Source organism: Marivirga tractuosa DSM 4126 (assembly GCF_000183425.1).
GTDB classification, from domain to species: domain Bacteria; phylum Bacteroidota; class Bacteroidia; order Cytophagales; family Cyclobacteriaceae; genus Marivirga; species Marivirga tractuosa.
The window spans coordinates 2,162,916-2,177,702 of sequence record NC_014759.1; the positions used below are offsets into that span (position 1 = coordinate 2,162,916).

A 14,787-nucleotide genomic window follows, 5' to 3' on the forward strand; every position below is an offset into this window, starting at 1 on the left:
AATATATATTATGATAAGAGCTAATGAGATGATATTTTATTTTTGTTATCCTGATTAAAAAACAATAAAAATAAATTTTGAATAATATTAGAATATTACAATTTTTATCTTGCTTCCACGAAATTTGTTAGCCTTTCGTATCCAAAGTGAAGCAAGTTGTTGAGATATGCCTTACCGTTATTTTCTATTTCTACTTCCACTTTACGCTTAAATTCCCAAATAGTATTTCTTCGCATCTCCATTATTTCTGCAAGTTCGTCCAGAGTATAGCGATCCTCATTGAGGTGCGTATATACAATGAAAAATGCTTTGGGTATATCAAATTTAATGCCTTTAAAAATGGTGTATGCAGTGGGGCTTTCATTATATCCACATTTGGTGCATCTTCTTGCCAAATTTTCATTATTGAGATAATATTTTTTGCTGTCACATTTCTGACATTCAAATCCATCCTTCCATTTAAATGAAGCTAGTATTTCTAGGCATTGGTCTTTGGTATTAAAGATTTCCGTAAACTCATCGAAATTAAGGTTCTTATTTAAAAGCCTTTCACGCTGTATTTTTTTAATATTATTTTTCAATCGATAATTATCTAAGTCGAGCATAGAATTAATTTGTGCAATTTCCCTAGACTGCTTATTGATCTGCGCGTTTCTTTGTTCCAGCTCTATATTTTTCTCATTCAAATCCTTAGTTCTTTCTTCTACTTTCCTTTCTAGTCCTCTATTTATTCTATTAATTACCTGCACATTCTGCTCATGCTGCGTTACAATTCTCTTCAAAGCGCGGTCTCTATTTGCTTTCAATATTCTAACCCGATCAGACAATGCAAAAGTCAAAAATAGCATCTCCAGTATAAAACCTATATGCAAGCTGTAGTAATTAAAAGTGTTGAAAGGTATAATTGACCAATTGATTAGCGCACGCATTAAAAATCCTAAAAATAATATGCCGTACGCCACCACGAAGAATCGTGCAGGTTTGTAGCCCCTTCTAAAAACAAAAATACTGCTTATAAAAATTATGGAAAGCAGTATGATTTCAATATTCCGAAACCGGAATAAACTAGGATCGAAAAATAGTGAATAAAGGAAAAATGCAGATCGTGCCGTTAAAACAGCAATAATTAATTTATGAATTTTGGGTGATCTCATTTTTGTATTCAAAAAACGTATGGAAAATATAGTTGACCATAGGATAATCGAATAGAGTGCCACACCATACGCTAACTGATTCCAATCCGGCTGCTCAGGCCATAAATATTGATAAGCTATACCGTCAATACACAATGCATAAAAACCAACACTCAAAATGTAGAAAGTATAGTAAATATATTTAATTTCTCTTATAGCCAGGAAAATCAATAAATTATAAAGTGAAATGATTAAAATCATCCCGTAAAAAATTCCATATAGAAAATATTCATTTAGGCTATACTGAATAAAACGGTCTATACGCTTTATAGCAATTCTAATATCAGCATATTGTGAATTCCGAACTTGAATGTATGCTTCATATTCACTGTTGGCATCTAGTGTCAAATCGAAGTTTTTGTGCTTGATGGATTTGCTACTGAATGGATAGGCATCCCCCAAATTATACTTTCTAAACACACCTTTATCTTGCCTTATAAATACATTTATACTGTCTATAGTTTGATCATAAAACTCCAATATATAATTTCCTTCATATTCGGGGAGTACAAAGTTTAATTGCACCCAGTAGGTAGAATTCCTATTATAATCATCGGGTTCAAAATCCGTTCTTTGCCTAAAATTTGATTCAAAGGAAGGGGATTTAACATCTGAAAAAGTCAGCTGATTGCTTTTGTCCTCATATGAATACAACTCCTTCATGCCTAGAATTACCTCATCCTGATCTTGATTTATTTCAAGGGGGCTAAATGAAATTTGAAATGATAAAATGAATATATATAGCAACATCTTCTACAAATTATGAACTCAATTTAAGCTTTATTAACCTAATAAAATAAACTAGCATTAATTTTCAAATATTCTTTAACTGTTAAAAACTAAAGCAAAAGGATTTGAAATAACTTTCTTTATCGTTTTTGACAGAATTATTTATATTGCAGTATATTAGATTTTTAATACTTTTTTAATCTTAAATTATAATTATGTTCAATTCAAAACCTTTCAATCCCTTGGCTTATCTTGCTATTGTACTAATTTCAACTTTTTGGTCAGCTTGCTCACAAAAAAAAGAGGAATACAAAGCTACAGATACAAATTCGCAAGCACAGAAAATTACACTAGAGCCTTTTGCAAATAATAATGGTGTATACCCACCTGATTCCATTTATTCCGGACCATTTTTTAAAGCAAATTACGATTACCCAGAAAAAGTAGCTCCCAAAGAATATCCATGGGAGAACATCACAGCAGGTCAGCCCATCACTCAAGAAAATGCTGCTGATTATATCATGTCCATCAGAAAATACATTGGCGATGCTATGGCTAAAATGATTGATGAACCAGAGAATTGGCCAAACAGTGAATTCCGAAAAGATTGGTACAATATGGCTTGGAGTGCTCAAACCTATGAAAAACAGGGATGGGAAGGCCTCGAAACGGTCTATGGAACTATGACTGGACAGGTACTAAAAAACGATATTTTTAAAGACTACGGATTTGAAGGCCCCATGCAAAATCATGCATTGGTTTATTATAATGATGTAGCCTCTCTTACCCTAAATGAACTATGGAAATCGAATGATGAAAGTGGTTTCTATCCAGAATATACTACTAAAGCCGCACAGTTTAAACAAAACGCTATTATTATCAAAGCTGCAGGTACTACGGCAACAGCTGAAGACTGGGATATTATGGAAGGCGCAAAAACTTTCCCTATTTACAGAGAGATGGCTTTTGGACCGATGAAAGGCAAAGGTCCTGTTTTGCAGGATTTGGCTTGGATACAATTTGATATTATTATTAAGGATACTATTGCGGCACCAGAAACAGGCTGGGTATTTTCCACTTTTATTTACGACAAAGAAAGTGAAGGTAAAACCACTTTTGAACGCCTAGAGCTTTTGGGAGTTGCTTGGGGAAATGACCCAGGACAAATGGATACTAGCAAAGCATTGACTGAAACATACCTGAATCCTGACGCTCCAGATTATTACAAGGCTAATATAGGATACGGAGATCGACTTTCAGGCCCTATTGATGTAGCCATGGTAGGCGGAATAACTGCAGATGGAACCCCCGATAGCGTTTTTGTATTAGATGAACAAGGAACAGCATCAGGCGGTAAATCGTATTTACACTTTAGAGCTTCTGCTTGTATGAGTTGTCATGGCACTGCTACATTCCCACCACAAAATGACTTCTACCCATCGCCTAAGCAAAATTTAGTATATACTGACACGCTTTATAATCCTTCAAGCAAAGGCTGGAGTAATTACTTTCAAAATAGAGCAGGGACTGAAATTATGCCTGCTTTGGATGGAAAGCAAAAATCAATTATGGCTTTGGACTATGACTTATTTATGCAGTTTGCACTAAACAACTCACGATTGGCAGGAAATTACGATAACAAACCTGAAAAACCGCAAGATTATAAAGGTTTAAGCCATGAAGAATATCCAGCACTTTACATGCCGAGGTCTAAATAATGACAAAAAGGGAGGCTTCTTATCGATGATTTAAAGCCTCCCATCTTAAAACAACCGTCAGAATTTTATTTTAATAGGGTAAAGTGGATATTTACACTTAATAGGGGATTAATTAACATAGGGAAAGTGTTCAAAATAATGATATGGAAGGAGAATTAATCTACAATTCAACATCAACAAGTATTTTTAAGACCAAAATAGCAAAATACGATTCCGATGTATTGGTAAAACTGCTTAAAAAAGAGCAAGAAACAGAGAAAAAAATTAATCAGTTTGAAAATGAGCTGTATATAAGCAGCAAATTAGAAAAAAGTGGATTCAGAAAAGCATTAGATAAAACCTTTATTGAAGGGCAACATGCGCTTGTTTTGGAATACGTCCCAGGACTTCCATTATCTCAAGTATTTGCAAAACCCGTTGGCATTGGTGAATTCTTAAATATCGCCATTCAGTGTTCTACATTGCTAGGTAGTTTACATCAAAAGCACATTATCCATAAAGATATTAATAGTAACAATATCCTTTATGACAATACAAATAAGAAAATCTCGATCATAGATTTTAATATCTCATCTGAAATTAACTTAAAATCTAATCATCTTGAAAACCCAGATCGACTAGAAGGCACTTTACAATACATCTCCCCTGAGCAAACCGGTCGTGTAAATAGAATAATTGACTATCGTTCAGATTTATACTCATTAGGCATTACACTATACGAATTACTAATTGGAACTCTACCTTTCGAAACTGACGATTCACTTGAGTTAATTCATTTCCATATAGCTAAAAAGCCTACTGCTCCGCACAAGCATAATAAAAATATACCAGAGGTACTCTCTGAAATTATTTTAAAGTTGCTATCCAAAAATGCTGAAGACCGCTATCAATCTGCTGAAGGATTATTACATGACCTCAATAAATGCCAAAGATCTTGGGAAAAAGATTCCAAAATAGCGGATTTTGCTGTTGGTATGGAAGATTTCTCCAATCAATTTAGTATACCGGAGAAACTATACGGTAGATCAAGTGAAAAACAACAACTAATTGAGGCTTTCACAAGGGCAAGCAACCATCAAAAGGAATTAGTGCTGGTATCAGGAGCTTCAGGGACCGGTAAATCGGCCCTAATAAGTGAAGTAAACAAACCAATAACCGAGAAAAAAGGGGAATTCTTGAGTGGTAAATTTGACCAATTTCAACGGAACAACCCTTATTTCGCCATAAGTCAGGCTTTCAAAAGCTTTACCCAGTCCATACTTACTAAAGAAGAAAGCCAATTAAAAATATGGAAGGATAGAATTCAAAAGGCACTAGGTGAAAACGGAGAAGTACTTTTGGAAATCATTCCCGAAATGGAGCTTATCATTGGTGCTCAGCCAGCATTGGCAAGCTTGGGTGCAGCCGAATCTCAAAATAGACTGAATTTCGTCTTTCAGAAATTTATAAAAGCCATTGCAAAGCCTGAACACCCCTTTGTGCTTTTTATTGATGATATGCAATGGGGAGATACGGCTTCCTTAAATCTACTCCATGCCATTCTATCCGATAAGGAAATTGAGAATTTGTTGGTGATATTATCCTACAGAGATAATGAGGTTACAGAGGCTCATCCTTTCCAATTAATGCTGGATAAGCTTAAAAAAGATGAGCTTGTAGTCAATAATATAGAACTGGAGAACCTGTCACTCACTTCTATTGTTGCCCTTTTGGAAGATGCGCTTTTAGACAAAGGAGCGCATGTCAATGCATTAGCTGAACTAATAAAAAACAAAACTGGAGGAAATGCTTTTTTCGTCACGCAATTCCTAAAGAATCTTTACGAAGAATCTTATATCACTGCTAAACCCAATGAAAGAAAGTGGAGCTTTGAATTAGATAAAGTAAGTAAAATGGGATTCAGTGATAATGTCCTGGATTTAATGATGCAAAAAGCTGCAAAACTACCTTCAGATTTGCAAGAAATACTTAAAACCGCTTCGGTAATAGGTAATACATTTAGTTTACAGGAATTGGCTCAGCTTAGAGATAAAAGAAATGAAGAAGTTGTACCTCTTCTAAAAAATGCCCTTCAGGAGAACCTAATTCTTCCTTTAAGGGATAATACAGCACTTTTATCTTCATCTGAAATAAAGGAAAAGATTGAATTCAAATTTGTACATGATAGAATCCAACAAGCATTTTATGAATTATTAGGTATTGAAAAAGCGCAAGTTCTGCATTTATCAATCGGGAGAATGATTAAAGCGCAAGTAACTCCTGCAGGTGAAAGCAACTTGCTTTTTGATATGGTCAACCATTTCAATCAGGCCTTAACTCTTATAACATCAGCGGAAGAAAAAATTGAGGTAGGTAAGTTAAATGCCGCTGCGTGTAAAAAAGCAATCCTAAGTGCAGCTTATGAATCAGCTTTAAGCTATGCAAAAAACGGGATGAAACTTATCGAAGGGGAAGATCTTAGTAATGAGGCTGAACTAGTATATCAAATAAATTTAAGCAGGGCTGAAGCTGAACATTTGTGCGATCAGGATGAGACTGCTAATCAGTTTTATGATAGAGCCATTGAATTAGCAACAGACAAAAATCAAAAAGCTGATGCCTACGAGAAAAAAATTCATTTCTACACTAATATAGGTGAGTTTAGAAGTGCTTATGCAACTGGAAGTGAAGTTTTAAAGAAAATATTCAACATAAAATTACCGAAAAACCCTCCAAAGCCTGCTTTAATCATCAATATGCTAAAAACCAAAAGCAGATTTAAAGGGCAACCGATTAGGGATTTTGTTAATCACAAAACTGCTGAAGATCAAGATATCATTATGGCTGTAAAATTAATGGCAGCCATCTTAAAATCTGCTTATCAAATCAAACCTGAATTAGCGGTTGCCAATGCCATGGTTATGGTCAATTTATGCATGAAAAATGGTAACACATCTGAAAGTGCCATTGGATATTTAGTGTTTGGCGGAATTTTCATGGGTGGCATTTTAGGAATGCGAAAAACAGGTCAGCAATTTGGTCAATTAGCGCACGACCTGAATGAAAAGTACGGCAATATGACTCAACGAAGTGAAGTGCTTTTCGTGAACGGTTATTTTGCTACTTCCTGGCTAAATCCTGCGATTGAGGCAGAGCAATACTTTACGAAAGCATATGAGTCGGGTTTGGAAACAGGCGATCTTTTCCATACAGGATGTAGTTGCTGTGCTACTTTACAGAATCAATTAATGCGCGGAGTTCCATTAGATGAAATTGAAAAGAAAGCTTCCGCATATGAAGAGTTACTCGAAAATTTGTCCAATAATCAAGAACTAATTGGCACGGTTAAGGCTGTAAAACAAGCTGTAATGTGCTTTCAAGGTAAAACTGACAGAGCTATTTCATTTGATGATGAACATTTTTCAGAGAAAGAATATGCTACTAAAACCGAAGATTATGTATCTCAGCATTTTGCACATTACTTCTTTATTAACCAATTATGCAACAACTATTTAAATAGAGATTTTGAAAAAACTGATGAGACCATTAATAAATCGAAAAAATTAATGGATGCATCTGCCGGAATGCTACACAGCACTGAACACTATTTCTGGTCAGGAATGAATGCGGCATTAATGTCTACAAAATCAAAGGGGAAAAAGTCCCTTTTAAATGTTGCAATAAAGAAATTTAAGAAATGGAAAGAGCAGAATCCACATAATTTTGAAGCGAAGTACTTGTTTTTGAAGGCCGAGAGCGAATTTTTAGTTAAAAAGTACTGGCAAGCTTCCAAAACTTATGCTCAGGCAATTCAAAGTGCTAGAAAATACAATTACAATCATTTACCGGCAATGATACATGAACGGATAGCTCAATTAATGGATATTGAAAACCGTCATGAAGAAGCAAAATACCACCTTAACAGGGCAATTATAATATACAGCAAGCAAGGATTCCGTAACAAAGCGGAACACCTGCAAAAGAAGCAAAGCACTGTTTACGGGACTAATGACATCACCATGTCGACTCAGGCTACAAGTTCTGCCAGAATAACTGATTATAGCTTTGAAGGAGCGAATACAATTGATATCAATACCATAATAAAATCTTCTCAAACCTTATCGGGTGAAGTAGTCCTATCCAAATTACTGGATAAGGTTATGCACTTGGTTATCGAAAATGCAGGTGCTGAAAAGGGTTTCTTACTATTGAAAAATGAGGAAACCCATCAATGGTTTGTAGAAGCCAGCTGTGATGTAGAAAATACTGAAGTTGAGTTAATGCAACATATCCCCATTAAAGATATGATGCCAAGAGGGAAAAACCCTCAAATATCAGCAGGCATTGTAAACTATGTAATGCGAACAGAGGAAAGCGTAGTACTGAATGATGCTACCAAGGAAGGGAATTTCACGCAAGATGAGCATGTAGTACTATACAATCCTAAATCTATTTTATGCATTCCTTTGGTTTACAAAGGCAAATTGCTAGGGATTTTATATTTGGAGAATAATCTTTCTTATGGTGCTTTCAATGCTGACCGCACTAAGATCTTAAATATGCTCACTACTCAAATGGCCATCTCCATTGAAAATGCAATGTTATATGAAAATCTCGAAGAAAAAGTACAAGAGCGAACTGCTGAGGTCGTGGAACAAAAGGAAATTATTGAGAGGAAAAATGAAAATATTACAGCCAGTATAAAATATGCGGAAAGAATTCAAAGCGCTGCATTACCGACTAATGAAAGCATCAGCGAATCACTGAAAGAGAATTTCATCTATTTTAAGCCTCGAGACATCGTGTCGGGTGATTTTTATTGGTTTGCTAAAACAGAAAACAAAATATTTATCGCCGCAGTGGATTGCACTGGTCATGGCGTTCCGGGTGCTTTTATGTCATTAGTAGGAGAATCTCATTTGACCAGTATTGTTAAACAAAATAATATTTTGGAGCCCGGAAAAATATTGGATCATTTACATGAAGCTATACAGCGCTCTTTAAAACAAAAAGAAACCAACAATCAAGATGGTATGGATGCTGCGCTGTGCGCCATTGATATTGAAGCTAATACATTAGAATTTGCTGGTGCCAATAATCCATTGGTGATGGTTGATAAAGAAGGGGAAATGACAATCATTAAAGCCAACAAAATGGCGATTGGCGGCAAACGCAAAACCAAGAGGAATGAGAAGTTCACCAATCACAAATTCGATTTAACCAATGGAACCACTTATTATATCTACTCTGATGGATATGCAGACCAATTTGGTGGCCCTGATGATAGAAAATTCATGGTAGGTAAAATGAAAAAATTACTTCAGGAAATTGCATTGGAGCCATTGGATAAACAAAAATCTATACTTGATGATAGATTTGAAAGCTGGAAAGGACAACAGTCTCAAGTTGATGATGTGTTGGTTATAGGGTTTAGAATCACTTAAAGGGGAATAAATTAGCTAAATAAATCGTTTAAAAAAAAGGAGGCTTTCTTAATTGTATTTTTAAGAAAGTCTCCATCTATTATATTTAAAATATTTATTTTCCTCCCTTAGATCTTAAGAAAGCACCTACTAAAAGCACTACCACGCTAACAATAAGCGGTGTCCAATCTGCTGAACTTACCGCTATATCCATTCCCAAGACACTAAAACTTTCAGAGTCCTGCATTGCTTGATAGCCAAACATTATGGTTCCAACAATTCCAATAACTAAAATAATTGTTCCAATCGTTTTCATAAATAGTCGTTTACAATTAAAAACGAAGAAAAATACCTTCATTTGTATTTAATACAAACGGCATTACAAACAATTAGTTGCTGAGCAAACATAGTTACTATTTTTCACCTAGCTCAGCTGTCAAGTCTTCAATATTTAGCGGGCGCGTATACATCTGGACTTTCCCATCAGCACTTCTTGGCCATTCTTCTTTAGGTCTATCCCAATATAGCTCTACGCCATTTTCATCAGGATCATTCAAATATAGAGCTTCGGATACACCATGATCTGCTGCTCCAGTGAATTTATAGTTGGCTTCTCTTAATCGAACGAAGATTTCCGCTAGGGATTTTCTGGTGGGGTATACAATAGCCGTATGAAATAATCCTGGGGCGTAATCTGGTGCGGGATCAGCTCCTCTGCTTTGCCAAGTATTTAGGCCGATGTGATGATGATAGCCACCAGCTGAAATAAAAGCTGCTTGATCTCCCATTTTTTGAATAATTTCAAAGCCTAACAAGCCATGGTAAAAATCCAAAGCTTTTTCCAAATCAGAAACTTTTAAATGAACATGACCGATGCGTGTTTGTGCTGGAATTTTATAATTCTCCATCTTTTCTATTTTCAAAAAGAGCTCTCACTCCATTCGTTATCAAAAACAATTTCATTAAGGGGTTTTCTTGTGCGCTCTTTAGTTTCTCGGGCTATTAAATCTTCAGGTACATCTTCAATGTCTAACTTATATCCTATAGCAATTCCAGAAACCACATCATAATCATCAGGTATATCGAAATCATTTAAAATATTCTCCCTTACAATACCTGCCATTTGATGTACATATAATCCCATAGCAGTAGCCTGAGCAGACATATTGCCCACAGCCAAGCCTAAGTCATGCCAGCTGTGCATATTCGGCTTTCCATTTTTATCAAAGGTTTTCTTGGCAAAGGTGAGCATCAATACAGGAGCATTTTGCGCCCAAGTTTGATTATGGGGATGGATGCCATTCAAGACTTTCTTATAATGATCACCCTGATCTCTAGTAGCCACCACAAATCGCCATGGTTGCTCATTAAAACAGGATGCTGCCCACCTTGCTGCTTCAAATAGTTGCTCCAATTGATCTTTAGTGACTTCCTTATCCGAAAAAGCCACTGGACTTTTCCGCTTTTTGATTAAATCTAATTGAAGTTGCCCTAAATCTTGTGATGTATCTGTAGTTTGATTTTCCATAATTCTCTTTTTAGATCAATACGCAAATTCAAATTACATGTTGCTACATGGGTTTTGGATTTCAATATATAAATTGAACCACAAAAGAAACAAAAGAACACAAAGTAAATTTACCTCAGGTAAATTTTATGATGATTTGTAAATCAATGTCATATATTATACTTTGGTAATTAGTTTATAAGACAAGTTTATTAATTTATAAAGTATTTCAGCCTAAGTTAAGACCAATGAATACCCGTAAAGCTTTTTTAAAAGAATTAACCTATAAAATTAATGGTGCAGCAATAGAAGTTCATAAAGAATTAGGACCTGGTTTGTTGGAAAGTGTATATCATCAATGTCTGATCCACGAATTAAAAAATCAAAATATTTATTTTCAAACAGAGAAATTAATTGAAGTAAATTATAAAGGACTGAATTTAGATACCAATTTAAGATGTGACATCTTAGTTGAAAATTCAATATGTATCGAACTCAAAGCCGTAAAAGAAATGCTGCCGGTTCATGATGCTCAAATTTTATCGTATATGAAGCTATTAAAGGTACCAAAAGGTATTTTATATAATTTCAATGTCTACAATCTTTTTAACCAAGGACAAAAAACTTTTGTAAATGAGTTTTTTATTTAATTAAGATGATCTATTTAGAGTCATTCAAAGTACAAGAGCAAAACCTCAACTAAGAATTGCCAGCGGCAATTCCTCTTTTGTGTTCTTTTATTTCTTTTGTGGTTAATTTTATATGGCGGCTCCCGACTTTCAGTGCGGGACAGGTTTTGCGTGAATCACCTTTTCGGCTTTGCCGAAATAATAGCCTTAATACTCCATTCCAATATCTTTTTGCGTATCAAAAGACATCAATTCCTTTTCCAAGTCATTCAAAATCTCTCCTGAAGTCACCAATGAATTTTCAAACTCATCGGCTTCTTCATCACCAGCAAAGCGAATGCTTACCTCCTGATCAAGCGGTAAAAAAATAGCCTCAAAAACTTCAGATAATTGTAATTTAGTAAGCTCCAAAATACCGGAATTCAAAGCTGCTTGGGTAATCTTATCTTTTCTTTCCGCTTCTATTTCTTTAATCTCCTTCATGGCGGCTTCCATTCTGTTTTCAAAGAGTGTGATATCCAAATCCAACACTCTTAAACTTTCAAATTCAGCCTGATCCCATTTGAAATTTGGAACATCCAGTTTCGGATCGGGCAGAAGGATAGTGATATTCTGATCATCATCACTACTGACCACCATATCCTTTAAATCTACAAAAGCAGAAATCTCTACTGGAATTTCATAATAAGCAATAATTGGTCGGTTGGGTTTGTTTCGCCTATGGACAAAATAAACATCATTCAATACCACTTTAGCACCATGGAAATCTTGTTGCAGAATCACCTCTTTAACTTGGGCTTCTTCGAGGTACTTTCGTGGATGTTGCAGCTCCAGAGTAGCCCAAACTGCCAAAGGTGCTACAATTAAAGTCACAAAAAGAGCGGTTAATAGATAAGGTTTCATTCGGTTCTGTTTTGGTGAATACAGAAGTAAATGTAAGGAACGATTTTAATTATTGAAAATAAGCTCATTTAAAACCAAAAAACCACCCAGTTTCCCAGGTGGTTTTCGGCTATGAATAAACAATTTGTGTTTATTTTCTTTAGTCTAGAATCTTTTATCTAGGTTCTTAGGTCTCATTTAAGATCCACACATTTCGCAATCATCAGGATTGTCCAATGAGCAGGCTACTTGTGCTGCTTTTAATGCCGCTAAGTCGTCTTCTGCATTGGCTTGTGGCCCTTGACCTTGTGTTCCAACACTATTTTGCGGTCTGTTTACCTTGGTGTCCGTACTTTGTGTGATATCCTGAGGCTTTTGCTCCGGCTGTGGCTCGTTCAACTGACTCTTATCAACAGTAAACTGAATTGCACTTGTTGCTGCTTTAGAGCGCAAGTAATACATACCTGTTTTCAATCCTTTCTTCCAGGCATAGAAATGCATAGAAGTCATTTTACCGAAATTAGGGTCTTGCATGAACAAGTTCATACTCTGTGACTGGCAAATGTAAGCACCACGATCTGCCGCCATATCAATAATGGCTTTCTGAGAAATCTCCCAAACCGTTTTATACAGTTCTTTGATATCCTGTGGAATATCCGCAATATCCTGAACAGAACCATTGGCTGCGATCAGTTTATTTTTCATATTATCATTCCACATGCCTCTTTCGATCAAGTCTCGCATTAGGTGCTTGTTCACTACCACAAACTCACCTGACAAGGTTCTTCTGGTGTAGATGTTAGAGGTATAAGGTTCAAAACACTCATTATTTCCTAAAATTTGAGAAGTAGAAGCCGTTGGCATTGGCGCTACTAATAAAGAGTTACGAACTCCATTTTTCTTCACTTCCTGCTTCAATGTAGTCCAGTCCCATCTATCAGTTGGCTCTACATTCCACATATCGAATTGGAAAATGCCTTTAGAAACCGGTGAACCTTTATAGGTTTCATAAGGGCCTTCTTTAACTGCCAAATCTTTAGAGGCGGTCATAGCTGCAAAGTAGATAGTTTCAAAGATTTCCTTGTTCAATTTTCTTGACTCTTCTGAATCAAATGGATAACGCAATAACATAAAGGCATCTGCCAATCCCTGAACACCCAACCCAATTGGTCTGTGTCTCATATTGGAAGTTCTAGCCTCTTCTACTGGGTAATAATTCACATCAATCACACGGTTTAAGTTTACTGTAGCCGTATAAGTGATGTCATATAATTTATCGTGATCAAAGAATTTCTGTCCATTTTCATCCTCTTGCACAAACATTGGCAATGCAATAGAAGCCAAGTTACAAACCGCTACTTCATCCTTAGAAGTATATTCTAAAATCTCAGTACATAAGTTTGAAGACTTGATCGTACCTAAGTTTTTCTGATTCGACTTTTTGTTGGCCGCATCTTTATACAACATATAAGGAGTACCCGTCTCAATTTGAGATTCCAAAATCTCGAACCAAAGCTCCTGTGCTTTTACGGTTTTTCTGCCTTTTCCTTCTCGCTCGTATTTTTCATAAAGCTTTTCGAAATCATCACCATAAGCTTCATCCAAGCCTGATGCTTCATTCGGATCAAATAAAGTCCATTCAGCATTAGCTTCTACTCTCTTCATGAATAAATCAGACATCCACATAGCATAGAATAAATCACGCGCACGCATTTCTTCTTTTCCGTGGTTCTTTTTCAAATCCAAGAAATCGAAAATATCAGCATGCCAAGGCTCAAGGTAAATAGCGAAACTACCTTTTCTTTTTCCACCACCTTGATCCACATATCTTGCGGTCATGTCAAAGTTTCTCAACATCGGTACAATACCATTGGAAACCCCACCGGTTCCTTTGATGTATGAACCTGTTGCTCTAACATTGTGAATGCTTAGTCCGATTCCTCCGGCTGACTGAGAGATTTTAGCCGTTTGTTTTAAGGTATCATAAATTCCATCTATACTGTCTTCTTGAATAGTCAACAAGAAACAAGATGACAATTGTGGTTTAGGAGTTCCAGCGTTGAAAAGAGTTGGTGTAGCATGCGTGAACCACTTTTCAGACATCAAATTATAAGTTTTGATCGCTGACTCTATATCTTCCCCATGGATACCAATCGCCACTCTCATCAACATATGTTGCGGACGCTCAACGATTTTACCATCCACTTTCATTAAATATGAACGCTCTAAGGTTTTGAAACCGAAGAAATCATAACCAAAATCACGGTCATAGATAATAGCAGAATCTAATTGAGCCGCATGTTTTTTGATGATGCCGTAAGTCTCTGTAGAAAGCAAAGGTGCATTCTGTCCTGTTTTTGCATCCACATAAGTGTAAAGTCTTTTCATCGTATTGCTGAAAGACTTACTTGTGGTTTTATGCAAATTAGAAATGGCAATTCTAGCAGAAAGCTTGGAATAGTCTGGGTGCTTCACCGTCATAGAAGCAGCAGTTTCAGCCGCTAAATTGTCCAATTCCTGAGTAGTTACGCCATCGTAAATACCATTGATTACTTTTCTCGCCACATCAATTGGCTGAATGTAATTTAGATCCAGGCCGTAGCATAGTTTTTCTATGCGGGCAGTAATTTTATCGAATTTAACGGTTTCTCTCCTACCGTCTCTTTTTACAACTAACATGCTATTATTTTTATTTTATGGGGTTATAGTTATAGGTATTTATTTTAA

9 protein-coding genes are annotated in these 14,787 nt (G+C 35.8%); 3 read left to right on the top strand and 6 right to left on the bottom strand.

The window, feature by feature from the left end; translation table 11 throughout:
- Positions 1 to 104: 104 nt before the first annotated feature.
- Complete coding sequence (locus FTRAC_RS09070; protein ID WP_013453937.1) at positions 105 to 1,943, bottom strand: 7TM diverse intracellular signaling domain-containing protein; 1,839 nt, start codon at positions 1,941 to 1,943, stop codon at positions 105 to 107.
- A gap of 194 nt (positions 1,944 to 2,137) precedes the next feature.
- Between FTRAC_RS09070 and FTRAC_RS09075 the strand changes: the two genes are divergently transcribed.
- The gene (locus tag FTRAC_RS09075; RefSeq protein ID WP_013453938.1) at positions 2,138 to 3,640 is read left to right on the top strand and encodes a hypothetical protein; all 1,503 of its coding nucleotides are present in this window, start codon (positions 2,138 to 2,140) and stop codon (positions 3,638 to 3,640) included.
- A gap of 143 nt (positions 3,641 to 3,783) precedes the next feature.
- A complete protein-coding gene (locus tag FTRAC_RS09080; RefSeq protein WP_013453939.1) occupies positions 3,784 to 9,063 on the top strand; it encodes a trifunctional serine/threonine-protein kinase/ATP-binding protein/SpoIIE family protein phosphatase in 5,280 nt (1,759 codons plus the stop codon).
- Between the two features lie 94 nt (positions 9,064 to 9,157).
- Here FTRAC_RS09080 and FTRAC_RS09085 read toward each other — a convergent pair whose 3' ends face one another.
- The 3 genes from FTRAC_RS09085 to FTRAC_RS09095 all read right to left on the bottom strand — a co-directional run bounded on the left by FTRAC_RS09085 (position 9,158) and on the right by FTRAC_RS09095 (position 10,570).
- A complete protein-coding gene (locus FTRAC_RS09085) occupies positions 9,158 to 9,358 on the bottom strand; it encodes a hypothetical protein (RefSeq protein WP_013453940.1) in 201 nt (66 codons plus the stop codon).
- 97 nt (positions 9,359 to 9,455) lie between these two features.
- Positions 9,456 to 9,950 (bottom strand): VOC family protein, encoded by a 495-nt coding sequence (locus FTRAC_RS09090; protein WP_013453941.1) that lies wholly within the window; start codon positions 9,948 to 9,950, stop codon positions 9,456 to 9,458.
- 11 nt (positions 9,951 to 9,961) lie between these two features.
- Positions 9,962 to 10,570 (bottom strand): nitroreductase family protein, encoded by a 609-nt coding sequence (locus tag FTRAC_RS09095; protein WP_013453942.1) that lies wholly within the window; start codon positions 10,568 to 10,570, stop codon positions 9,962 to 9,964.
- A 227-nt stretch (positions 10,571 to 10,797) separates the two neighbouring features.
- Here FTRAC_RS09095 and FTRAC_RS09100 point away from each other — a divergent pair, with 227 nt between their 5' ends.
- Positions 10,798 to 11,199, top strand: a complete 402-nt coding sequence (locus FTRAC_RS09100; protein WP_013453943.1) for a GxxExxY protein — start codon at positions 10,798 to 10,800, stop codon at positions 11,197 to 11,199.
- A gap of 186 nt (positions 11,200 to 11,385) precedes the next feature.
- Here the strand turns inward: FTRAC_RS09100 and FTRAC_RS09105 are convergent, their stop codons facing one another.
- Both FTRAC_RS09105 and FTRAC_RS09110 read right to left on the bottom strand, forming a co-directional pair.
- Positions 11,386 to 12,081 carry a DUF4230 domain-containing protein gene (locus tag FTRAC_RS09105; protein WP_013453944.1) on the bottom strand — a complete coding sequence of 232 codons (696 nt, stop codon included), beginning with the start codon at positions 12,079 to 12,081 and terminating at the stop codon, positions 11,386 to 11,388.
- 177 nt (positions 12,082 to 12,258) lie between these two features.
- Entirely contained in the window at positions 12,259 to 14,739 is a 2,481-nt protein-coding gene (locus FTRAC_RS09110) for a ribonucleoside-diphosphate reductase subunit alpha (protein ID WP_013453945.1), read from the bottom strand.
- Positions 14,740 to 14,787 lie beyond the last annotated feature (48 nt).

What these genes read in the sequence shown, in the direction of transcription:
- FTRAC_RS09100 (WP_013453943.1), top strand. Translation starts at nt 10,798, where the DNA reads ATGAATACCCGTAAAGCTTTTTTAAAAGAATTAACCTATAAAATTAAT.
- FTRAC_RS09080 (WP_013453939.1), top strand. Translation starts at nt 3,784, where the DNA reads ATGGAAGGAGAATTAATCTACAATTCAACATCAACAAGTATTTTTAAG.
- FTRAC_RS09105 (WP_013453944.1), bottom strand. Translation starts at nt 12,081, where the DNA reads ATGAAACCTTATCTATTAACCGCTCTTTTTGTGACTTTAATTGTAGCA.
- FTRAC_RS09095 (WP_013453942.1), bottom strand. Translation starts at nt 10,570, where the DNA reads ATGGAAAATCAAACTACAGATACATCACAAGATTTAGGGCAACTTCAA.
- FTRAC_RS09085 (WP_013453940.1), bottom strand. Translation starts at nt 9,358, where the DNA reads ATGAAAACGATTGGAACAATTATTTTAGTTATTGGAATTGTTGGAACC.
- FTRAC_RS09110 (WP_013453945.1), bottom strand. Translation starts at nt 14,739, where the DNA reads ATGTTAGTTGTAAAAAGAGACGGTAGGAGAGAAACCGTTAAATTCGAT.
- FTRAC_RS09075 (WP_013453938.1), top strand. Translation starts at nt 2,138, where the DNA reads ATGTTCAATTCAAAACCTTTCAATCCCTTGGCTTATCTTGCTATTGTA.
- FTRAC_RS09090 (WP_013453941.1), bottom strand. Translation starts at nt 9,950, where the DNA reads ATGGAGAATTATAAAATTCCAGCACAAACACGCATCGGTCATGTTCAT.
- FTRAC_RS09070 (WP_013453937.1), bottom strand. Translation starts at nt 1,943, where the DNA reads ATGTTGCTATATATATTCATTTTATCATTTCAAATTTCATTTAGCCCC.